Source organism: Methanoregula sp. (assembly GCA_041645435.1).
Lineage (GTDB): Archaea > Halobacteriota > Methanomicrobia > Methanomicrobiales > Methanospirillaceae > Methanoregula.
In genome coordinates this window covers 146,601-169,221 of sequence record JBAZQB010000006.1, presented here as the reverse complement: position 1 = coordinate 169,221, position 22,621 = coordinate 146,601, and the positions used below count along the sequence as shown (strand labels likewise).

The window sequence follows — 22,621 nt, the reverse complement described above, 5'->3', positions numbered from 1 at the left end:
AAGTGACCGTCAGTATACCTCGACAAGCCCCTTGCTCTTGCCCGTGATCGACCGGCCACCCTGCGGTGTCACGATAAACGTGTTCTCGATCCCCACAAGCCCGACTTTCGGGATGCCTTTCTTGGGTTCGAGGGCAAAGACCATGCCTTCCTGCAAAGGCTCATCGAATCCCTGCGCAATGACCGGCATCTCATCGATCCAGAGCCCGATACCGTGGCCGAGGAACTTGACCTTGTGCTTCCCGAATCCCATAAAGTTGTTCAGGAATTCCGGTTCAAGTCCCTCCATGACGGTTGCATAGATCTCTGACGGGATGGCGCCCGGTTTGAGGAGCGCTGCAAGCTGATCCTGAATTTCTACGCATCGCTCATGCTCCCGTATCGCCTCGTCAGGGATCGGTTTGCCGAACATGTAGGTCATGGTCTTGTCGGTCTGGTATCCCTTGTACCCGCACCCGATATCGATAACAACCAGCTCGCCCTTCTTCAGTTTCCGTTCCCGGCAACCCATCAGCGGGACGGACGGGTGCATGCCGAAGATGCCGCCGGGCGTATTGACGCAGGTAGGGGAAATGGAGCTCGTGCCAAACCCGATCTGGCCGAGCAGCATCTCGTTGAACATCCCGAACCGGATGATACCCTGGTGGCCTTCCTTCACCATAAGGGTGTAGAGATCGCAGGTGAGCCCGACCTCGTCGATCCCTTCCGCGAGCATCCCGGGAATGCAGTCTTCAAGCACATGGCGGTGAATTTTCCCGGCGTGTTCCATCAAGGTGAGTTCATACCGGCTCTTCACTGCCCTGACCGCTGCTACCTGTTCATCGACGGACTGCACATCCGTAAACGGCAGGTACTTCTGGAGCCGCTGGAGCTGGGCAATGGGCATCAGATCCGTTTCGAGATACACGGTGGAGGGGAGATTTCCCATACCCGCTGCCACGTCCCGGTAGCTCTTCATCTCCCGTATGTGGGGAAAGAGCGACTCGATCTTTGCCCGCTCGAAACTCTGCCGGACCCAGAAAACGGCATCGCCATCGTGCGGGATGACAAGGAGTCCGTCCTGCATCGTGCCCGTGAAATAGTAAAGGGGGATCTTGCCGACAATGGCTGCCAGTTCCCAGCCGGGACGGGTGTGATCCATCCGGTCCTGGAAACGTTTCAACCGGTCTTTAAGTTCGGTGAGCGGGACTTTCATGCTGGTAAAAATTGGGGGTGGAAAGCTAATAAGAATAATGAAATGGCGCAGGGGGCGGCTGAATATAAGGTCCACCTCTCCCTGCGGTGCGATAAAAAAACCGTCAGCATATATATCCGGAGCTCGTACACATCCGATAGCGATCCATTCATGCAGCGACTCACGCCGTTCCAGTGGCTCATCATCATGGGATGTATTCTGGTATCTCTGATCTTTCTGCTCTATTACAGTACTGTGCCCGGGCTTGTCCAACCCATCGATGATCGCCCGTCCGTGTATCTGTTATATGCATCCACCGGCTCAATGGGCCAGCTGCTCAATACCGGCCAGATCGATGCATTCCTGATCTGGGAGCCGGTGGTCTCGAATGCAGAGCTCTCCGGCATCGGAAAATGTATCGCGGTCCCATCCGATCTCCCTCCCCCGGGAAAATGGAATAACGAAGCTATCAATGTAATGGTACTGCGGAACGATTTCATCAAAAACAATCCGAATACCTCTGCCCTCTTCTCCGCCCTCACCACGGCAGCGATAAACCGTACCCGGGAGGACCCGGCACTGGCAGAGAATATCACCGCGGCCTGGGTCTATGGAAAGAACCCGATCCTGACACCCGTGGGGTCGCTTCAGCCGCTCGATGTCGAGAAGCACGCCTTTGCCAACATTGTCTTCACGGCGAGTGCAGACCCCCCCGAATCCGGTATTGTACAGAGCATTATCGGTAAGACACCGAACAGCACGTACAACCCCTTGTCGATGATGAACGCTGCCGTTGCACGCCAGGGGGCGCAGTACCTGACGAATTCATCTGTACCCGTAGCGGACATGGACGTGCCGAATCTCAGGCTCGGCTATATCCCTTCAACCGATAATTATGCCCCCCTCTATGTCATGGTCAAGGATTCTGCGTATTTCTGCGACCGGTACGGCTTCTGCCTTGTCCCCGATGATCCGGAAGCCTCCCGCCCGGTCTCCTGCACGCTGTTTGTGCAGGGGAAAACGTTTGCCCATGTCAACCTCATCCCCGGCCAGTCCGGTGGGGGTATCATGACCACTATCGGCCAGAAGGCCCTTGATGGTGCCTTTGTGGGATCTGTCCCGGCAGAACAGCAGATCGGCCTCGGAAACCCATCATCCATCATCCAGTCTATCAATACCGGGGGTTCCGGGCTGGTTGTCGGCAACGGGGCACCCTGCAATAACTGGACGGGCTTTGTCACGTGGGTGAAAGGCCGCTCTGCTGCCGGCAGACCCGTGGTTATTGCCACAGTCCAGAGCTCGATCCAGGAAGACATGGTACGCGAAGCGTTTGCATATGAGAATATTTCGGTGAAATTCTATGGTACTGATTTCGAAGCAGAGTATCCGTGAATACGGCAAAGGACTGGCACTCATCGTCATCCTCCTGATAGTCTGGGAAGGCATTGCCCTCCTGATACAGAACAACTACATCCTCCCGCGGCTCGGTGAAATTTTGTCCGTGCTGCTCCAGCCGGCTGCACCGGTTCTTGGCGGCGAGTCCCTGATCCAGAACACGATCCAAAGCCTCAAGGAGGTTCTCACCGGATTCCTCTGTGCAGCAGCCATTGCCATCCCGCTCGGCCTCCTCATCGGCTGGTCAAAAGAAGTCCAGAAATATCTCAACCCCACCATCCAGATACTCCGCCCGGTCCCCCCGATCGCCTGGATGCCGTTTGCCATCGCATGGTTCGGTATCGGTTTTAATTCCATCCTCTTCATCATTGGCATGGGTGCGTTCTTCCCGATCCTGATCAACACCGTTGACGGGGTCCAGGGGGTCCGCCTGCGGTGGATCGAAGTAGCGGACACGTTCCATGCTACCACTTTTGAGAAGCTCCGCACCGTCATCCTTCCCGGTGCACTTCCCGTGATCTGGACCGGCCTCCGGGTCTCGTTCGGCGTGGCTTGGATGTGCGTGGTTGCCGCCGAGATGCTGCCCGGGACAACTGCCGGCCTCGGTTATCTGATCATGTATGCCTATAACCTCGGCCAGCTCCAGGTGATTGGCGCCGGTATGATCATCATCGGCATCATAGGCCTCGGAGCGGATATTCTCTTCCGGGCAGGACAGGAACGGCTCTTTGGCTGGCAGGGGAGGGAATGATGGAGCCGGTTCTCTCCCTTGACGGGATCAAAAAGACGTTCCGGGACAGTGAAAAGTCCTGTCCCGCTCTTGCCGGGGTTTCCTTTGATGTCGCCGCCCGGGAGATCGTCTGCATAATGGGACCATCCGGTTGCGGCAAGTCCACGCTGCTCCGGATCATCGGGGGCCTCGATTATGCGGATGCAGGCAGGATCGACCAGACATCCGGTAACAAAGACGGGAAGCCGTCAGCAGCCATGGTCTTCCAGGACCACGCCCTCTTCCCGTGGCTCACGGTCTATGAGAACATCGTGTACGGCCTGCGGCTTTCCGTGCAAAATCTGGCAGAAGAGGAGATCGGGAAGCGGGCGGAATCGCTTCTGGATCTCACCCACTTAAACGCGTTTGCACTCTCCTACCCTCACCAGCTATCCGGCGGGATGAAGCAGCGGGCTTCGGTTGCCCGGGCGCTGGCCATCAAACCCTCTGTCCTCCTCATGGATGAGCCGTTCTCTGCGCTCGACACATTCACACGGCGGGAACTGGAGGATGAGGTCTTGAGAATACGGCAGGACTTAAAGACCACCTTTCTCATGGTCACGCATAACCCGGAGGAGGCGATCTATCTCGCGGACCGGATTGTCATTCTCTCCGGGAGGCCGGCGGTTGTGTCTGATATCCTGCAGATCGATCTCCCCTATCCCAGGGATCCGGCAGATCCTGCATTTATCCGGATCCGCGAGCAGGTTACACGGATGATCCAGGGAAAAGCCTGACAGATATTGGCATTAAAAATTTGATCTTCAGGTTGCCGGATAGGTAAAATTGATTGTATCGCTTGTAAAAAAAAGAAAATTCTATTTTTTCCCGACCTTGTCCTTCTCCCACCGCTCCAGCACTTCCGGCCCTTCAACAAACACGAGCCCGTGCTTCCTCGCATAGAGTTTTGCATCCGCCTTTGAGAGCGCGTAGCCGGACTCATCATCCAGCATCTCGCAGATGGTGACCGCAGGCGTGATCCCCGCCATCTGGGCCATGGCGATCGAGAGTTCAGTCTGGCCTTTCCTCACATCGAGAAGTCCGTCTGCTGCCCGGAGAAGGGCCATATGTCCCGGGGTACGGAACGTTTCGTGGAAACTCACGTTGCCGCCGTTGAGTGCCCGTTTCACCTGTTCCGCGATCGCGTTAACCGTCAGGGTACGGTCACGATCGGTGATGCCCGTGAATGTATTGCGGTGGTTCACCCAGAGCGAGAACGAGGAGTGGTTCTTCCGGTCGTAGGGAATGTCGCCTTCCCGTTCCGCAACCGCAATCGCACGGAGGGCATCGCTGGCAAACGGGAGGCCAAGACGCTGGGCTGCGATCGGGTGGACTGCCGTGCAGATCAGCCCGCCGCCATCCTTGCGCATCTGGAGGATATGCTTTGGCGTGACCGCATCGGAGCGGATTGCAAAATCGGTTTCACCTTCCCGGTCATCGAAATCGTAAAGCAGGATAAACTTCCCGTCACGGAGCGCTGCAAGCGCCTCATCCATCACGGCCCCACCTCAACACTGACACTGTCAGAATCCTCAACACCCAGTTTCCGGCGCAGCGCCATCGGGGCAATCACTTCAATGATATCCTCGGGGTAGTGGGTCCTGCCGGGCACGACAATGCCGCAGGAGATGGTGCCGATCCGGCAGGGAATGCATTTCGCATCGCCGAAGGTCCGGCCGTCTGTTGAAAAACCCTTGATCCGGGTCCACTCCAGCGCATCGATCTTCTTCCTGACCGGGATGCTGGAATGGGAGAGGCGGATGTTGAGCGTGCCGGGATAGGGTTCGAACCCGAGATGGGTTTTGAACTGTTCCTTGTAGCTGGCAAGGCTCATGTAATACTTGCCTTCGCCAATCCCAGATATGACTGCACCATTCAGAACATAGGTCTTGCCGCCCTCAGAAAAGATTCGTAAATATTCCTGGTGTTCACGGCGCAGCTCATCCTCGCCGTGCCTGGTGAGAGTGACATGCTGGCCATCGGCAGCAAGGGTCCGGGTGATGAGTCCCTGGGTTTCAAGCCCTTTCAACCGTCGTGATGCAGTCTGCTGGCTGATCGCAAGCATCGTGCCGATGCTCTGCGTTGAGACAAAGACCGGGCCCTTGCAACCGCCACGCAGTGCAATGGCCTTGAGACACTGGAGATCCTCAGCGGGTATCATGCTTATCAAAATTGAGTTGCTTCTTATTTATGGGTTGCCCCCGGAGAAATCCTCCGTCGTGGTTCGTTCACTGTCGAAAGCACGTTCGTTAATTATTTAACACTATGAGTGAATCTAATTGAGCATGAAATCCGGAAAGCGGAACCAGCTCGCTGAGAAGATGGCTGGCGAGATTACGCTGTCGGACTCACCGGGGCATGCGCTCAAAAAATGGCGCATGAACTTCGAGATCGCACCCGGCGTCTTATCAGAACGCCTGGGCGTCTCACCGTCCGTGATCAGTGATTACGAGAGCGGACGGAGAAAAAGCCCCGGAACCGCCGTTGTCGGCAAGATTGTCGACACGCTCCTCACCACCGATGAGGAGACCGGCGGTAAACACATTGAAAAATACTCTACCATGCTCTTTTCGGCAGTTGACGATGATGTGATCTATGATCTCCACGAATACGGTTCACCCGTCCCGCTGAAGGATTTTTCAGATGCGATCGGGTGCACATTACTCTGGGGATCCATAGACCAGACCATCTTTGGCTATACCGTGGTCAACAGCCTCAATGCGATCATGCAACTCACTTCCGAAGAGTTCAATCGCATCTATGGCTGGAGCACGGAACGGGCGCTGGTCTTTACCAATGTCTCGACCGGGAAATCACCGATGGTTGCGATCCGGGTGACACCGTTCAAACCGCGATGCGTGGTGCTGCAGGGCATAGAAGCCTCAGATGTCCACCCAATCGTGGAAAAAATGGCGGAGCGCGATCGCATCACGGTGATGTGTACGAGTATGGATGTAGATGAAATCGTGAGTACTCTGAGGGACAAAGAATGGTAGGCATCATTACCTACGGTGTGTATATACCGAGATATCGTATCAAGGTCGAAGAGATTGCCCGGGTCTGGGGCGCAAATGCCGCAGACATCACCGGGGGACTGGGCGTTTTTGAAAAGTCCGTTCCCGACCTTGATGAAGACGCAGCAACGATCGCTGTCGAAGCGGCAAGGAACGCACTCCTGCGCCGGCATGTTGACCCGAAAGATATCGGGGCTGTATACGTGGGCAGCGAGTCGCACCCGTATGCGGTGAAACCTACTGCATGTACGGTCGGCGAAGCCATCGGAGCAACCCCGAATATGACCGCAGCTGATTTTGAGTTCGCCTGCAAGGCAGGGACCGCTGCGATCCAGACCTGTATGGGCCTTGTCAAGAGCAAAATGATCCCCTACGGCCTTGCCATCGGTTCCGATGTCTCGCAGGGTGCACCGGGCGATGCGCTCGAGTACACTGCGGCAGCGGGGGGTGCGGCCTATGTGATCGGAAACGACGACCCGATCGCAACAATCCACCACACCTGCTCGTTCACCACCGACACGCCGGATTTCTGGCGCCGCGAGGGACAGGATTACCCCCGCCACGGCGGACGGTTCACCGGCGATCCCGGGTACTTCAAGCACGTCAAAGGGGCAAGCAACCTCCTCCTGGAGCAGACCAAGAAGACCCCGAAAGATTTCACCTACGCGGTCTTCCACCAGCCCAACGCGAAGTTCCCGCAGAAAGCAGCAAAGGACCTCGGGTTCACTACAGAACAGATCAAGCCGGGCCTCGTGGTACCGCGCCTCGGCAATACCTACTCCGGCGCGTCACCCGTTGGCCTTGCAGCAACGCTTGACATCGCAAAGCCGGGCGATACGATCTTCGTCTGCTCGTTCGGGTCCGGAGCAGGCAGCGATGCCTTTGATATTGAAGTGACCGATGCAATCCTGTCGGATGCATTCCGGCGCGACGCTGCACCGGGCGTGGAGCAGCAGCTCAAAAATCCCATCTACCTGGATTATGCACGCTATGCCCAGCACAAGGGGAAGCTGGTGATGCAATCATGAGAGACGTGGCAGTGATTGGTATAGGCTGCACCCGGTTCGGTGAGAAATGGTCGGAATCTTTCCGGGATATGTTTGTGGAGGCAGGGGCCCTTGCCCTTGCAGATGCCCAGCTATCTGGTGAGAAGATCGACGCGATGTATGTCGGCAACATGAGTGCCGGCCGTTTTATCGAGCAGGAACACATCGGTGCCCTGATTGCAGATTACGCGGGAATGGCAACACGCCACATCCCGTCAACACGGGTCGAAGCCGCGTGTGCATCAGGCGGGCTTGCCTTCCGGCAGGCGGTCATCGCCGTTGCCAGTGGCATGGAAGACATCGTGGTTGCAGCAGGTGTCGAGAAGATGACCGATGTGGAGCCGGGCGCAACCACCGATGCTCTTGCCGGCGCTGCGGACCGCGAATGGGAAGGGTTTGTCGGAGCGACATTTCCCGGGCTCTACGCGATGATTGCCCGGGACTACATGCACAAGTACTCCATGACACGCGAGCAGCTGGCACAGGTCGCCGTGAAGAACCACTACAACGGTGCCCGCAACCCCATTGCCCAGTACCAGCAGGAGATCACGCTCGACACTGTGCTGAAATCCACCATGGTCGCCGAACCTCTCCGGCTTTTTGACTGCTCACCTATAACGGACGGGGCAGCGGCAGTCATCCTCGCACCGCTCGACCGTGCCCGTGAATTCACCGACACCCCGATCAAGGTTCTTGCAACCGCACAGGCAAGCGACTCCATCGCCCTCCACGACCGCCGGGACATCTCGACGCTGGACGCGACGGTTGCTGCAGGCCAGCGGGCCTTTAAGATGGCAAAACTGACGCACAAGGATATCAACATGGTCGAGGTGCACGACTGTTTCTCGATCGCAGAGATCTGTGCCATCGAGGACCTCGGGTTCTGCAGGAAGGGCACGGCTGGTAAGTTCACCGCAGATGGCGAAACCGCCCTTGGCGGCAGGATCCCGGTCAACACCAGCGGCGGCCTCAAGGCCTGCGGTCACCCGGTCGGGGCTACCGGCATCAAGCAGGTGTGCGAGATCGTCCAGCAGCTTCGCGGCACCGCGGGCAAACGCCAGATCGATGGCGCAAAGATCGGCATGACCCACAATGTTGGCGGTACCGGTGCCACGGTTGCGGTCCACATCCTCGGGAGGGTCTGAAATGACCGTAGCACGATTCTGGCGAAAGATCCCCCAGCGCTACAACCTGATCGGGACAAAGTGCGAGACCTGCAACCGCCACTTCTTCCCCCCGAGGACTTTCTGTCCGGACTGCCGCAGGGAAGGAAAGATCGTGGACCACAAGTTTGCCGGAAAGGGGACCGTGGTCACGTTCACGATCATCCAGACTGCACCCGACCAGTTCGCCTCGCACGGGCCGTACGTGCTTGCCATCATCAAACTCGATGAAGGCCCCCAGATGACCTCACAGGTTGTCTGCGACCCCAGCGAAGCAAAGATCGGCATGCGGGTAAAAAGCATCTTCCGCAGGATCGCCACCGATGGCGAGAGCGGTATCATCCACTACGGCACGAAGTTTGCGCCGGAGTGATTATCTTTTTTTTACCGGAAAATCCGGTTGCTTAAATGTCATCAGGAACATCGCCGCCCAGTTCCCGGACAATCCGTATTGCATTTTCTTCTTCTCCTGCGGGCACGGGAATTGCGATATCAAACGGCTGGACAATAAAGCGGCCGACCAGCTGGCTGAATGAGAAAATAATCATCGCGGGTTTCTTTTTGTCGGCCTTACGAAACAGGATCCCATCCCTCCACATCAGGAATGAGCGGAACGGATAGACCGCCCCTTCGTAGATGATCCCGGCACGGGTGATAAACGCACCCTGTGAAGAGCTCATCGCCCGCTGCCGTTCAATCCCGGGCATGACCCGGGAAATAATGAACAGGAATACAGCGAAGGCCAGCAGGAAGAGAGCAGTCTCAGGACCACCCTCACCAACAAAGATCAAAAAGACAAGGGCTGCAACCACAAGCATCCCGCCGATGATAATGAACATTGCCCGGTTCCGCTCCTTGTATTCCCGGAATTCTCGCTCCACGCTTGCACGGATCATATCCTCCGGGTAGGTCCAGTGAGCGAGTGGGGAGGGATCGGTCAGGATCGCATCCATCACCCGCGCCCGGTGGAAAAACAGCAGGGCGACTGCAATACTGCTGATCGCAAGGAAGAACGAGACAAATGCAAGGGCGTACCCGCCGCTCATCCCGTCAATGGAAGTATATGATATGAGGCAGATAAACGCAAAAACGACCGCTGCGATCAGGGAGGCTGCAACCTTTTTCCACTCGGTATTGGGAGTCATCGGGTTCCTTATGCCATATGGTGCAGTCAGGTAATTTTGGGTTTCGATTTAGGTAGGATGGATAACCGGGTCGAGAAGGACCGGTAACACTTCGTAAGGGAACGGGAGATCCTGCACCACACTCCGCTTGCAGTGCACCACTCATTTTTCAATCGCACTCAGCTCAAAAAATATAATCGGATCCTGATGGTAAAATTTCAACCGGACTTTGATTTTATTTTTTTAACCAGACTTTGATTGAAAAAAAATAGTCAGACTTTGCTCAAAAATTTTCAACCATACCTTGAATTATAATTTTCAACCACACCTTGCTTAAAAAAAATTAATCAGACCATGCTCAAAAATTTTCAATCGACCCCCCGCCCCTGCTTGAAATCCATTCACCGATCAACCAGACTCTGCCTTAAAATGTAAAAACGCGATCCCTTATAACAATCATTTTCCAAAAAGGGAGTGAAAACGGTCAACACATCCGACGTAAACTCGCTCCGGCATCTCACCTAAACAGTACATCCGGCTGCTCAGCCGGATCAACCGGACTCTGCCCAAAAATTTTCAATCGAGTACGCGATAGCGTTTAAAAATCATTTCCGGATCAACCGGACCTTGCATAAAAATTTCAATCAGACTTTGATTTTATTTTTTCAACCAGACTCTGCTTAAAAATTTCAAATCGGATCTTGATTGAAAAAATTTAACCGGACTTTGATTTTAATTTTTCATTCAAGCTTTGATTGAAAATTTCCGGGCAGACCCTGATTTATTTTTTCCGGGCAGACTTTGATTGAAAATATATTTGCACAACTCGATAGAAAAATACACCCGTTTTTGGATTGCGGGGAGATTTTGTCAGCGAGTCCGGTTCGGGTGCACCAGATCCCGCAATGGATCCGCATTTCCTGCACCAGCTTATCGTTTTACACCCGTGAAATAAGTGAGAGGTATTTCTCCCGGGCGGGGTTGTTCGTACTGTTTTTCGTCTCCTTCATTTCTTATCCCTGGCTAAAATCTCTTTTTTCAGACCCCCGGAAAAAAAGACCCTCATATTCGCATTCCGGCAGGGTTTCAGGGATCCGGATGGGCTAAATCAGGTGGCGAAAAATGCCTCGGTTTCAGGGCCATTGGCGGCCACCAGGCGAGGTGGTTTCCTCCCGTATTTTTGCAAATGGGGCGAAAATTAAGCGTATTTTCCACACGCCCCGAAACGGATGGTTTTGCGGGGTTTTCCGGTATTGACTGGGATGCCGGGAAGGGAAAAGGAGCCCGTAAAGGGGTTATTTGCCCTCAGGGATTGGACTCCCTGATACCAGGTGTCTCTGACAAAGGATAGCGGGTGTCATCTGTCCTGTCCCCGGATGTGTCGATTCGTTCGTTCACTCAAATCGATAGTTAGTTCGATGTCAAATGATTTTTTTAGATATCGCATGAAATTATTCGGATCAAAAACCCTTTCATCTTCCGGATGATACACTTGGGTACCTATGCTGAAAATGGCAGACCAGATCATTACGCTCGACCGGCTGAAAATCAACGGTCACGTCCGCAGGCTCGCTCGCGAACTTCGGATTACTGTCGGGCACGATGCTGACCGGCTCACCCTGACAAACGATGAGTTCGGACTTCTGGTTTCAGCACCAACCCTTGAGGAAGGCATTGCAGGGATCTCAGACGAGCTCTCCACGCTCTGGGAGGTATACGTAGCCGGGAACCCGGCGAACCTTACCAGGGACGCACTCCGGCTTCGTTCCCATCTCGAATCTCTTGTTGTTGCCGGGGCCAGTTCTTGAAGTCCTGCAAGACCCGGGATATCGCAGCTGCTCTTCTCAAGAAAGGGTTTGAAGAGCGAGCATCCCATCACAAGATCTTTTATCTCTGCATCGATGGGAAGATATCCGGTGTTCACACGTTCCTGAGTCATGGGGTGAAAGAGTACAACGCGGACCTGCTCGCAAAGATGCGGGCTCAGCTGCATCTGTCTGGAAATGAAATGGATGATCTTATCCGATGCCCGTTATCGGGTGAGGATTATGCGAAACTGTTATTCGAGCGGGGAGTGTTGGAACAATAATTGAAAATGGGGTACTTGGAAAAACGAGCCCCATATTCACGTTCCGGCAGGGTTTCCGGGTGCCGGATGGGGTAAACTAAGTGGCGAAAAATGCCTCGGTTTCAGGGCCATTGGCGGCCAACAGGCGAGGGGGTTTCCTGCTGTATTTTTGCAAATGGGGCGAAAATTAAGCGCATTTTCCACACGAACAGAAAAGAACGGGTTTGCGGGGTTTTCCGGATAAGGGCATAGCAAACGGAGCCCTATTTGGGCGTATTTTCTCCTATGTCACTCAGCCCGTGATACCAGATTATCTAACCTACGGAGAGAACCCGGGAATCACACACACCACCATAATCATTAAAACAGATCACCACTATTCATCATTTACAGCCAATCTCTATGAAATATAAAAAGGATCACAAATAAACCATGACGATACCTGACAATTCAGCCCTGGATTGCTCCGGTTATAACGAGTGGCCCGTAGAATATGCCGTTACCGTTTTCCGGAATTATTGAACAGGATAGATGAATGAGTAAATGCCCATAACAATGTGTCCAAAGGTGTGAGACGATGAAAAATACCAAGACGCCCCTCTCCTACCAGAACAAGCCGGGACAAGCCGGGACAAGCCGGGACAAGCCGGGGAAAGATGACTTCCCCGAAACAAAAAACCGGGGCTGAGCAAAATAACAAAAACATAGTCCCCCAAGTGAACTTTCCCATCATCGGGATCGGCGCTTCAGCCGGGGGGCTCGAAGCGTTCGAACTCTTCTTCAAAACAATGCCGGCCGACAGCGGCATGGCGTTTGTGCTTGTCCCCCATCTCGACCCGGGCCATGCAAGCATGCTGTCTGATATCCTCCAGCGCAACACCACGATGCCGGTCCACGAGGCGCAGGACCAGATACCAATCCTGGCGAACCATGTCTATATCATCCCGCCGGGAAAGGACATGGCAATCTTCCACAGCACACTCCACCTGAGTATTCCTGAACAGGTACGGGGACTGCGATTGCCCATTGACTCCTTCTTCCGCTCACTTGCCGAGGACCAGGGAGAACGGGCGATCTGCGTGATCCTCTCGGGCAGCGGGTCGGATGGCACGCTCGGGCTCCGGGCAATCCATGGGGCCGGTGGCGTCTCCTTTGTACAGGAACCCTCCACCGCAAAATATGACGGTATGCCCTCAAGTGCCGTCCAGAGCGGTCTTGCCACCTATGTGCTGCCGGTCGATAAGATAACAGAGCAGCTGGTCGCCTATGTCAGGACCATCGTTGATACGGGCGTTCCCCCGGTCCCCCCGGTATCCCCGGTTCCCGCAGCATTAAGTGCCATGCGGCGTATCATGATGCTCCTGCGGTCAAAGACCGGAAACGACTTTTCCCGGTACAAACAGAGCACGATCAATCGCAGGATAGAACGGCGGATGGTGGTGCATAACATTAAGGATATAGACGCGTACGCCCGGTACCTCCAGGAAAACTCCGCTGAGGTCCACATCCTTTTTAAGGAACTGCTCATCAACGTGACCAGCTTCTTCCGGGACAAAGAAGCGTTTGAAGCGCTGAATAAAGAGGCCATGACCCGGCTGTTTGAGAATAAACCGGAGAACTATATCTTCCGGATCTGGGTGCCGGGATGCGCCTCCGGTGAAGAGGCCTACTCGCTCGCCATGCTCTTCCGCGAGTACATGGACGAGATCAAACAGGAGTTCAAGATCCAGATCTATGCGACTGATATCGATGACGATGCCATCGCAACCGCACGGGCAGGCACCTACCTGTCCAACATCGCCATCGATGTCTCACCCAACCGGCTGCGGCGGTTCTTTGTAAAAGATGAGAACGGGTTCCGGATCAAAAAAGAGATCCGGGAGATGGTCGTCTTTGCCATCCAGAACGTGATCAAGGACCCGCCGTTTACCAAGATGGACCTGATCAGCTGCCGGAACCTGCTGATCTACCTCGATACCGAACTCCAGACCCGGGTGATTCCGGCGTTCCATTACGCACTCAAGCCGGCCGGGGTGCTCTTCTTAAGCCCGTCAGAAGGCATCGGGAATTTCACCGATCTCTTCGCACCGCTCAATAAAAAATGGAAGATTTACCAGACGAAACCCTCTCCTGCCTCAACCCAGACGCTTGTCGCACAGCGCTTCGCATGGACCCGCGACCCGTCGGGAAAGGATACGGGCGAGGGGGCCGGCAAGAGGGATAAGACAAACTTTGCCGAGCTCACAAAACGCGTGCTCCTCCAGTCTTTTGCCCCCCCGTCTGTTATCACCGATGACGAAGGAAATATCATGTACGTTCACGGCGACACCGGAAAGTACCTCCAGCCTGCACAAGGGAAGGTAAGCACCAATGTAGTCGATATGGCACGCGAAGGATTGCAGCTGGATTTACGCTATGCCATCCAGAACGCTGCCACGCAAAAGAGGCAGTTTGTTGTAAAAGACCTGCCGGTCAGGACGAATGGTGGCATTCACGGAATTGACCTCACGGTCCGGCCGCTTGCCGACCCGGGGGCAACCCGGGAGCTGCTGCTCATAAGTTTCCAGGACACCCCGTTGCAGACGCCGGAGAAACGAAAGGTCGCGAAGCGTGTTACCGGGAAAGGGGAGTCAAAACGCATCGAAGAACTGGAGCAGGACCTTGCGTATACCAAAGAGAACCTGCAGGCGACAATTGAGGAGATGCAGGCCGCAAACGAGGAGCTCAAGTCCACCAACGAGGAACTGCAATCCACCAACGAAGAGCTCCAGTCCACGAATGAGGAACTGGAAACCTCAAAAGAGGAGCTCCAGTCGGTCAATGAAGAGATCGTGACGGTGAATGCAGAACTGCAGGCAAAGATCGAGCAGCTCACGGACATCCAGAATGACATGAAGAACCTGCTCGAAAACGTCAATATCGGTACGATATTTTTAGATAACCTTCTCGCTATCAAGCGGTTCACCCGCGAGGCAGTAAAGGTGTTCCGGCTCGCCCCATCGGATATAGGACGTCCGCTTGCAGACATACGGTCGCTGATTCCGGATGTGGACCTGATCTCCGATGCACAAGCGGTACTGGACTCGCTCATACCCCGGCAGATGCCGGTGCGCACGACCAATAATGAGTGGTTCCATGTCCGCATCATGCCGTACCGCACGCTGGAGAATGTGATCGATGGCGTGGTGCTGACGTTTTCCGATATCACCGCATTAAAAGCGGTTGAAGCCGAAGCCCGGGTTGCCCGCGACTATGCGCAGAACATCGTCGACACGGTGCGGGAGCCGCTGATCGTCCTGAACGGCAGGTTTGAGGTGGTCTCTGCCAGCCGGGCGTTCTATGCTACGTTCAAAGTGACGCAGGAAGCCACACAGGGAAAGGTACTGTACGAACTCGGGAACTGCCAGTGGGACATCCCCCGGCTCCATGAACTGCTGGAGAATGTGCTGCCGAAGAACCGATCGTTTGAGAATTTCATGGTCGAGCACAATTTCCCCGGTATCGGACAGAAAAAGATGCTCTTAAACGCCCGTGAGATTATCGGGGAAGAGGGTGCCCCCCATCTCATTCTTCTGGCTATGGAAGGGATCCCGCTACCCGGCGATAAGAAAGAGAAGGGCAATCCTGACAAGCGGGACAGGAAGAGGGCCTGATGGCTGCGGGAAACGAGAAAACCGCAGAGAAGAACACGGAGACTGCGGGTATCGAACGTCCCCTGAGGGACATTGCCGAGGAGCAGCTCGCACGCATCCCTGAGCGTTCTGCCGATCTGAAAGGGCAAACGGCAGAAGAACTCATCCACGAACTCCAGGTACACCAGATCGAACTTGAGATGCAGGCAGAAGAACTCAAAAGGGCTTATCTCGCGCTGGAGGAGTCGCGGGACAGGTACCTTGACCTCTATGACTTTGCTCCGCTCGGCTATTTCACGCTCACTGACAAGGCATTGATCGCAGAGGTGAACATGAGCGGCGCAACTCTCCTCGGGGTTGAGCGGAGCAAACTGGTAAAGGAACGATTCAGTAAATTTATCGCAGAAAAAGATTCCGATCAGTGGTACCGGTATTTCGTGCACGTGCGGAACACGGAGGGAAAACAGATCTGCACACTCACGCTCAGACGGGGGGACGGTTCCATGTTCTCTGCCCGGCTGGAAAGCATCCGGATTACCGGCAAAAGCGATGGAACAACAACGGTGAGAGTGGCAATCAGCGATATTACGGATATGAAGAAGGCGGAGGAAGCCCTGATTACATTCAGCGAGGATCTTGAACGCCAGGTTACTGAACGGACCTCAGACCTGTCAGATGTTAACCTGAAACTGGTGACGGAGATTGGTATCCGTCTTGACGCTGAAAAGCAACTTATGAAAACCGTGGGTGAGAAAGAAGTCCTGCTCCGGGAAGTCCATCACCGGGTGAAAAACAATCTCCAGATCATCATCTCCCTGTTAAACCTCCAGTCACGGTATATCACGGATGAGACGACACTTTCCGCATTCAGGGAGAGCCAGAGCCGGGTCAGGGCTATGGCGCTGGTCCATGAAAAACTGTACCAGTCATCAGACCTCGCAAAAATTGACTTTGACAATTATATCCGGTTCCTCGGAGACAGCATGCTCCGATTTTTCGACATGAAAGGAAAGGGCATCACGCTCACGATGGATATCCGGGATATTTTCCTTGCCATTGACACAGCCATCCCCATCGGGCTGATGATCAATGAACTCATCTCCAACTCCTTAAAATATGCGTTTCCCAAGGGGAGACCAGGCGAAATTTCCATTGCAATTCACCGTCTGGATCACAGAATCACTATCCAGTTTAAGGACAATGGGATCGGTATCCCTGAGGGTTTTGACTGGCGCAACACCAAGTCGATGGGGCTCCACCTAGTGATTACACTCGCGGACCAATTAGACGGTACGATTGAACTGGACCGGAGTTCCGGAACGGCGTTTACGATTGTCGTGAAGGAAAAGGAATGAGCGGGATTGGATCGAAAAACCAATTTCAAAACCGTACAGATAAAGGAGCCGCTGAATGACCTGTACGGTTACATTGTGGATATCGGGCACAGTGGCGCGAGCGAGTCACTGAGCGTTACGTATGACCCCGGTCAACAGCGACGAACATTCCGCAAAGCGGTATGCAAGGGGCGGGCAAAAGCAGCCGCTGGCGCAAAGAGCATCGCGACAAGTCAGGGGCATACTGTATCTCAACCAGAAAACCAAACGGGAAAACAAGGGTGGGGATGTGAAGCGAACCGGAATGCAGTAAGCGAGAAACGAGCGGAACGCAGATGAGTGAACAAAACCGCAGCACCAATGAACGCAAGAGTAATCTCCGGACTGGTGCACCAGACGCGCAGAAGAATTCCGTGAAACAACCACGGGTCCGGGCAGGCTTTGCAAGGAGATCGAAAAAACCGGTGAGAACGATGCAGTCGTATAATCAAAGTTTGTTATATTGTGCTCACGAACTCTTCACACAGATATCATACACCGCATGCCACTGCCCGGGCGAGTACGACCGCACGACCCGCTCAGCGATAACCTCCCCGCCCAGTCCGTGTATGCACTCGCGGTGCTCCCCTTCCTCAGAGACCAGCGAATAGAAATGAATCGTCCCGCCAGCCTTGCAGAGCCGGAACGCTTCTGGTAAAAATTCCGTGCCGGACAGCGGGAGGTTCATCACAATCCGGTCGAACTGCCACGGGAAGATGCCGGCCAGCCTCCGGGCATCCGCGAGCACCGGAATCACGTTCCTTGTCCGGTTCTGCGCTATGTTTTCCAGCATCAGTTCCACTGCCTGCGGGTTGAGATCAGAAGCAACCACGAGTGCCGCCCGCGCCGCAAGCGTGATCGCAAACGGCCCGACACCGGCAAACATATCGAGCACGATCTCGTTCCTGCCGGTCTGCTGGAGAATGCGCTGGCGCTCGGAGGAGAGCCGGGCGGAGAAGTAGGCGGCTGCAAGATCGACATGGAAGCGGTGCCCGTACTCGATCACTTCGGTGCGGGTCGTGGGAGCACCGGCAAGCACCTCGAACTCACGGGTGCGGTACTCGCCCGAGACCTCACCTTTTGCAAAGACAATAGTGTGGAGAGAGGGGCGCGATGCAAGGATCTTCTGCGCTCCCGCCACATCGCGCTCCTGGATAATGGCAATCCCCCCCACCAGTTCGTGACGGGGCAGCACTACCCGCTCCGGGTTCTGCTCGAACGTGTACTGCTCCGCACCATCGCGCCAGTCAAGGAGCGGGAGCAAGAGCCAGTCACCATCGCGCCGCACCTTCAGTGAGAGATCGAGCGCGCCCTCGTCAATAAGTGCCCGTCGCGTAGTTTCCCCCTCGCGTGCCGGCACCCTGATGCCCCATTGTCCGACCGTGATTGCGACCACGTGTATCATAAATTTATACGTGCTACCATTATTCATGGCTGATGATGGCGGGCACCGATCAGGAACCGGAAACGGTGCAGGTTCCGGTCGCAACAATGAGAGGGACAATATCATTCTTGGCAGGTTAAAGAGCGGGGAACTCAAACTCTACCAGCTGGAAACTGAGCTCACGCCCATGGATGCAATCCGGGTGCGCCGGGAGTATATCGAGCAGGAGACCAGTACAAAACTCGAAAATCTCGGCATCTTCTCGATAGATATCGAGCGCGTGGTAAAGCGCAACTGCGAGAACATGATCGGCACGGTACAGGTACCCGTGGGAGTTGCCGGGCCGATAAACGTCAATGGCGGTTATGCGCAGGGCAACTACTGGCTCCCGCTCGCAACTACGGAAGGTGCGCTCGTTGCATCCGTGAACCGCGGGTGCAGCGCAATCTCAAAAGCCGGCGGGGCCGAAGTGCGTGTCCTGCATGACGGCATGACCCGGGCACCGGTCTTTGCCGCAGACAGCGTGGGCCACGCGGCACAGGTCTGCGACTGGGTGGTTGTTCACCGCGATGAACTCAAAGCCGCTGCGGAGAGCACCACCTCGCACGGGAAACTGAACGATATCGTCACCTTTGTAGCGGGCACGAGCGTCTTTGTGAGGCTGGAGTTCGACACCAAGGATGCAATGGGAATGAACATGGTCACCATCGCAAGCGCGAAGGTGGCCGACCTGATCGCGCAGGGAACAGGAGTGCGGCTTATCGCCCTGTCCGGGAACATGTGCACGGATAAAAAACCAGCCGCCATCAACGGCATCATGGGACGGGGGCGCAGCGTAGTCGCCGGGGTAGCCCTTTCCCACGAACTGATCAGCCAGGTCTTCAAGACCGATGCAAAGACCATCCATGAAGTGAACTACCGGAAGAATCTCGTGGGATCAGCCCGGGCCGGTGCAATGGGATTCAATGCCCATGCGGCAAACGTTGTCGCAGCGATGTTCATCGCCTGCGGACAGGACGCTGCGCATGCTATCGATGGCAGCACCTGCATCACGACCGTGGATCTCACGGATACCGGGATTTATGTCGCCGTTACGCTCCCCTCCCTGCCCGTAGGGACCGTTGGCGGGGGAACCGGCGTTGAGACGCAACAGGAATGCCTCAGGATCCTCGGTGTTGCCGGCAGCGGTACACCCCCGGGAACCAATGCAAAGAAGCTCGGCGAGATCATCGGTGCAGCCGTCCTCGCCGGGGAACTCTCCCTCCTTGGTGCGCTTGCCGCCCAGCATCTTGCCCGCGCCCACCAGCAGCTGGGGCGCGGCTGATATCAAAGAAAAGACCGGAAATTTTTGCTCTGTAGAATTCATTGAGAAAACTCTGACGCTCTCGGGGGCTTTTTCCCCCGCCACTGGGGCACCCCCCCATTACGATAACAACGTATTACCGGTAACCTTACCCGGGCTATCGCACTGCGCCCGTCCCCCAACGGGGGACTGGTGGCGCAAGAGGGGGGCAATATATTGCGGGAAAAAAGGTTTTCTACAATGCAGAAATTTTCTTTTTTTATAGCTCTGTTGAAACGGGTATGAACCGATCCGCTCATGTGCGTTTCAACAGAGTCTCCTTCTTTTTTAAAACCGGAACCACTTCATCATCACAAACGCATCTTCCCCGTTTGCATAGTACTGGTCAATCCCAAACACGTGCCGGTAGCCGAGCCGTTGGTAGAACCGCTGCGCGGCTGTGTTGGATATCCGCACTTCAAGCTGAACAGCGGTTGCGAGTTCGAGGGCGAACTGGTGTTCAACCCGGCGCACAAGCAGCTTCCCGATCCCCCGGTGCCGGTATATCGGGCTCACGCCAAGGTTGCAGATATGGCCGTAGATATTCTCCCCGGTGTCCTCAAGAGCCCCCACCACAAAACCCGTCACCTGCCCATCGCAGACCGCGACAAAATAGGTTGTCGGGTAATAGGTGAGTGCTTCTAAGAAGACAGGTATTTCCCACGGGTCGATAAAAGAGTCTTTCTCGATAGCGACAATCGCCGCGAGATCGGAAGGCACTGCCCGCCGGATTTGCGGAAGCGGGTAGGTCATAAGATCGTGGGGTCGGATCATCTTTAAAGTCCCCCGCATTGGGGATATTGCAGTACTTGCATGGGTGCCCGCAGGTCATAGTATTTACTCTTGAACGGGCAAAAGGCGGTGTGCGGAAATATAAGGGATCACGCCCAACCCTGAGAGCAACTGTGTCTCCCTGTCCGGTGCTGGTGTTGGTATGGTAAGGATTTATCGTTTTTCCGGGGTGCGCCCCACCCGTGAATGTGCGCAGGCTATCGCTGCCGTCCCGTATGATGTCGTGACTGCGGATGAGGCCCGTAAGATTATTGAGAAAAAACCCGGGAGTTTCCTGCGCGTGAGCAGGCCGGATGCGGAACTGCCGGGTATTGATCCCCACGATGACCGGGTATACGAGCGGGCGCACGAGAACTTTGCTGCCCTCCAGGCATCGGGAAAACTACGAAAGGATCCTGAGCCCGGCATGTATGCCTACCGGGTGAAACAGGGCGGGGATACGTTCCTTGGCCTCTGCTGCTGTCTTGACGTGGACGATTACCGGCAGAACCTGATCCGAAGGCACGAGCAGACCCGGTACGACAAGGAGGAGGACCGGACCCGGCACATCGAGGCAGTAAAAGCGCACAACGGGCCGGTCGTGCTTCTGTTCCGGAACAGCGGGGAGATCTATTCACTCATCAGTGCGCAGGTTTCATCGGGTGCGGTTCCCGATGCGGAGGTGCGCACCGATGACGGGGGTGTTCACCAGATCTTCCGGATCACCGATCCGCAGATACTCGGCCGGTTCGAACAGCACTTCGCACATCTTCCCTCGCTCTACATAGCCGACGGGCATCACCGGGCAAAAGCGGCCGTGAACGTGGCTGACCGCAGGATCGCTGCAAAGGTCCCTTCGGATGCCGAAGCCTTCCGGTTCATGGGGGTCATGTTTGCGCACGACAAGGTGAAGATCCACGGGTACAGCCGGCTGCTCACGGACCTTGGTACGTTTACACAGGACACCTTCCTTGACACCCTGAAAAAATACTTCGATGTCGAACCTTACGGCCGGGTGGACGGGCGCGGGTACAACATAAAACCAAAGTGCAAGAAACCGGAGCGCTATCATGTGGTGCATATGTATCTCGGGGGCCAGTGGTACGAGTGCACACGCCTGCTGGAAAAGAATGCAGCACCGTTAGACGCACTCGATGTGGCGGTGCTCCAGAAGTGGGTTTTAGAGGGCATGCTCGGGATTACGGATCCCCGTGGGGATGCCCGGCTCCAGTATCTCGGCGGTGCCCGGCCGGTCTCTGACCTGGAAAGGCTGGTTGACAACGGGGAATACCGGCTCGCGTTTGCCATGCAGCCGGTCCGGGTCGAGACCGTCTTATCCATTGCAGATGCCGGCGGGGTCATGCCCCCCAAGTCCACCTGGTTCGAGCCCAAACTCTTAAGCGGGCTTGTGGTTCACACGTTTGATTGAGCCCCGCGCACCATCCGCCCAACCCCTTATCTTTATTCTTTTTACCGCGAACAGTATACGGTATGATTACCATCGCACTCCCGAAAGGCAGCCTCGAGGCGCAGACACTCCAGCTCTTCAAGGAGGCAGACCTTGAGGTCAAGCGCACGGACCGCGATTACAATCCCCGCATCGCTGACGAGCGTATCGGCAAGATCAAGATCCTGCGCCCGCAGGAGATCCCCACGTATGTTGAGAAGGGGTACTTCGATATAGGGATATCCGGCCTCGACTGGGTGAACGAGACCAACTCGGATGTCGTGGAGGTGGCCAACCTCTCGTACAGCAAGACCGGGGAGGGCAACGTGAAGATCGTGATCGCGGTCCACCGCGATGAGCCGATCGAGAATGTCTCCCAGATCCGGCCGAACAGCCGGGTGACCACGGAATATCCCGAGCTCACGAGGAAGTTTTTTGAGGATCTGAAAATCCCCGTCCAGATGTTTCATTCATTCGGTGCATCGGAGGCAAAAGTGCCCGATCTCATGGACGTTGTTGTCGACCTGACAGAGACCGGCACCACACTGCGCAAGAACGGGCTGAAGATCATCGGGCAGATCATGGAGTCCCACACGGTGATCTGTGCCAACAGGGCAAGCTGGGCAGACCCGGTGAAGCGCCGGGAGATCGAGGAGATAAGGACGCTGCTCTTCGGCGTAATTGAAGCGAGAAACAAGGTGCTCCTGACCATGAACGTCCCTTCCGCATCCATGGAACGGATCGTTGCAGCCCTGCCGGCGATGAAGAAGCCGACGGTGAGCCAGCTTCACGGGATTGACTATTACAGTATCCAGACCGTTGTGCAGAAGAACATAGTCAACCAGCTGATCCCCCGGCTCAAGGCCTGCGGGGCTGAAGATATCCTGGAGATCCCGATATCGAAGATTGTGCCGTAACAG

General features: G+C 55.4%; 21 protein-coding genes. 15 read left to right on the top strand and 6 right to left on the bottom strand.

Features of this window, described 5'->3' with window-relative positions; genetic code table 11:
* Nucleotides 1-9: 9 nt before the first annotated feature.
* Nucleotides 10-1,194: a Xaa-Pro peptidase family protein gene (locus WC593_13085; GenBank protein MFA4826080.1), complete on the bottom strand. Its 1,185-nt coding sequence runs from the start codon at nt 1,192-1,194 to the stop codon at nt 10-12.
* Between the two features lie 42 nt (nt 1,195-1,236).
* Between WC593_13085 and WC593_13080 the strand changes: the two genes are divergently transcribed.
* Genes WC593_13080 through WC593_13070 form a run of 3 tightly spaced genes read left to right on the top strand, consistent with a single transcriptional unit; the run spans nt 1,237 to nt 4,074 of the window.
* Entirely contained in the window at nt 1,237-2,565 is a 1,329-nt protein-coding gene (locus WC593_13080; protein MFA4826079.1) for an ABC transporter substrate-binding protein, read from the top strand.
* Nucleotides 2,534-3,319, top strand: coding sequence for an ABC transporter permease (locus WC593_13075; GenBank protein ID MFA4826078.1), 786 nt, complete (start codon nt 2,534-2,536; stop codon nt 3,317-3,319). The genes WC593_13080 and WC593_13075 overlap by 32 nt, the downstream gene beginning before the upstream one ends.
* A complete protein-coding gene (locus WC593_13070) occupies nt 3,316-4,074 on the top strand; it encodes an ABC transporter ATP-binding protein (GenBank protein MFA4826077.1) in 759 nt (252 codons plus the stop codon). The genes WC593_13075 and WC593_13070 overlap by 4 nt, the downstream gene beginning before the upstream one ends.
* Nucleotides 4,075-4,155: 81 nt before the next feature.
* On the opposite strand, the gene ribB is transcribed toward WC593_13070, so the two are convergent.
* The gene (gene ribB / locus WC593_13065; GenBank protein ID MFA4826076.1) at nt 4,156-4,836 is read right to left on the bottom strand and encodes a 3,4-dihydroxy-2-butanone-4-phosphate synthase; all 681 of its coding nucleotides are present in this window, start codon (nt 4,834-4,836) and stop codon (nt 4,156-4,158) included.
* Nucleotides 4,833-5,498: a DUF120 domain-containing protein gene (locus WC593_13060; GenBank protein MFA4826075.1), complete on the bottom strand. Its 666-nt coding sequence runs from the start codon at nt 5,496-5,498 to the stop codon at nt 4,833-4,835. Before WC593_13060 ends, ribB begins: the two co-directional genes overlap by 4 nt.
* A 124-nt stretch (nt 5,499-5,622) precedes the next feature.
* Between WC593_13060 and WC593_13055 the strand changes: the two genes are divergently transcribed.
* The 4 genes from WC593_13055 to WC593_13040 are packed head-to-tail and all read left to right on the top strand — an operon-like array spanning nt 5,623 to nt 8,933.
* Entirely contained in the window at nt 5,623-6,333 is a 711-nt protein-coding gene (locus WC593_13055) for a helix-turn-helix domain-containing protein (GenBank protein ID MFA4826074.1), read from the top strand.
* Complete coding sequence (locus WC593_13050) at nt 6,327-7,379, top strand: hydroxymethylglutaryl-CoA synthase (protein MFA4826073.1); 1,053 nt, start codon at nt 6,327-6,329, stop codon at nt 7,377-7,379. Before WC593_13055 ends, WC593_13050 begins: the two co-directional genes overlap by 7 nt.
* The gene (locus WC593_13045) at nt 7,376-8,542 is read left to right on the top strand and encodes a thiolase domain-containing protein (GenBank protein MFA4826072.1); all 1,167 of its coding nucleotides are present in this window, start codon (nt 7,376-7,378) and stop codon (nt 8,540-8,542) included. Before WC593_13050 ends, WC593_13045 begins: the two co-directional genes overlap by 4 nt.
* 1 nt (nt 8,543) lies before the next feature.
* Nucleotides 8,544-8,933 (top strand): Zn-ribbon domain-containing OB-fold protein, encoded by a 390-nt coding sequence (locus WC593_13040; protein MFA4826071.1) that lies wholly within the window; start codon nt 8,544-8,546, stop codon nt 8,931-8,933.
* 31 nt (nt 8,934-8,964) lie between these two features.
* On the opposite strand, the gene WC593_13035 is transcribed toward WC593_13040, so the two are convergent.
* A complete protein-coding gene (locus WC593_13035; GenBank protein MFA4826070.1) occupies nt 8,965-9,705 on the bottom strand; it encodes a hypothetical protein in 741 nt (246 codons plus the stop codon).
* A 1,481-nt stretch (nt 9,706-11,186) separates the two neighbouring features.
* On the opposite strand from WC593_13035, the gene WC593_13030 reads away from it, so the two are divergent.
* The 5 genes from WC593_13030 to WC593_13010 all read left to right on the top strand — a co-directional run bounded on the left by WC593_13030 (nt 11,187) and on the right by WC593_13010 (nt 17,057).
* Nucleotides 11,187-11,492, top strand: a complete 306-nt coding sequence (locus tag WC593_13030) for a hypothetical protein (GenBank protein MFA4826069.1) — start codon at nt 11,187-11,189, stop codon at nt 11,490-11,492.
* Nucleotides 11,489-11,773 carry a hypothetical protein gene (locus WC593_13025; GenBank protein ID MFA4826068.1) on the top strand — a complete coding sequence of 95 codons (285 nt, stop codon included), beginning with the start codon at nt 11,489-11,491 and terminating at the stop codon, nt 11,771-11,773. Before WC593_13030 ends, WC593_13025 begins: the two co-directional genes overlap by 4 nt.
* Nucleotides 11,774-12,468: 695 nt before the next feature.
* Entirely contained in the window at nt 12,469-15,405 is a 2,937-nt protein-coding gene (locus tag WC593_13020) for a chemotaxis protein CheB (GenBank protein MFA4826067.1), read from the top strand.
* On the top strand, nt 15,405-16,739 hold the full coding sequence (locus WC593_13015; protein MFA4826066.1) for a histidine kinase dimerization/phosphoacceptor domain -containing protein: 1,335 nt from the start codon (nt 15,405-15,407) through the stop codon (nt 16,737-16,739). The genes WC593_13020 and WC593_13015 overlap by 1 nt, the downstream gene beginning before the upstream one ends.
* Before the next feature lie 6 nt (nt 16,740-16,745).
* Nucleotides 16,746-17,057: a hypothetical protein gene (locus WC593_13010; GenBank protein MFA4826065.1), complete on the top strand. Its 312-nt coding sequence runs from the start codon at nt 16,746-16,748 to the stop codon at nt 17,055-17,057.
* A 169-nt stretch (nt 17,058-17,226) separates the two neighbouring features.
* Here the strand turns inward: WC593_13010 and WC593_13005 are convergent, their stop codons facing one another.
* A complete protein-coding gene (locus WC593_13005; GenBank protein MFA4826064.1) occupies nt 17,227-18,162 on the bottom strand; it encodes a class I SAM-dependent methyltransferase family protein in 936 nt (311 codons plus the stop codon).
* A gap of 25 nt (nt 18,163-18,187) precedes the next feature.
* Here WC593_13005 and hmgA point away from each other — a divergent pair, with 25 nt between their 5' ends.
* Entirely contained in the window at nt 18,188-19,465 is a 1,278-nt protein-coding gene (gene hmgA, locus WC593_13000; GenBank protein MFA4826063.1) for a hydroxymethylglutaryl-CoA reductase (NADPH), read from the top strand.
* 306 nt (nt 19,466-19,771) lie between these two features.
* Here hmgA and rimI read toward each other — a convergent pair whose 3' ends face one another.
* Entirely contained in the window at nt 19,772-20,257 is a 486-nt protein-coding gene (gene rimI / locus WC593_12995) for a ribosomal protein S18-alanine N-acetyltransferase (protein ID MFA4826062.1), read from the bottom strand.
* Nucleotides 20,258-20,417: 160 nt separating this feature from the next.
* Here rimI and WC593_12990 point away from each other — a divergent pair, with 160 nt between their 5' ends.
* On the top strand, nt 20,418-21,683 hold the full coding sequence (locus WC593_12990; GenBank protein MFA4826061.1) for a DUF1015 family protein: 1,266 nt from the start codon (nt 20,418-20,420) through the stop codon (nt 21,681-21,683).
* A 62-nt stretch (nt 21,684-21,745) separates the two neighbouring features.
* Complete coding sequence (hisG, locus tag WC593_12985; protein MFA4826060.1) at nt 21,746-22,618, top strand: ATP phosphoribosyltransferase; 873 nt, start codon at nt 21,746-21,748, stop codon at nt 22,616-22,618.
* Nucleotides 22,619-22,621: the final 3 nt, after the last annotated feature.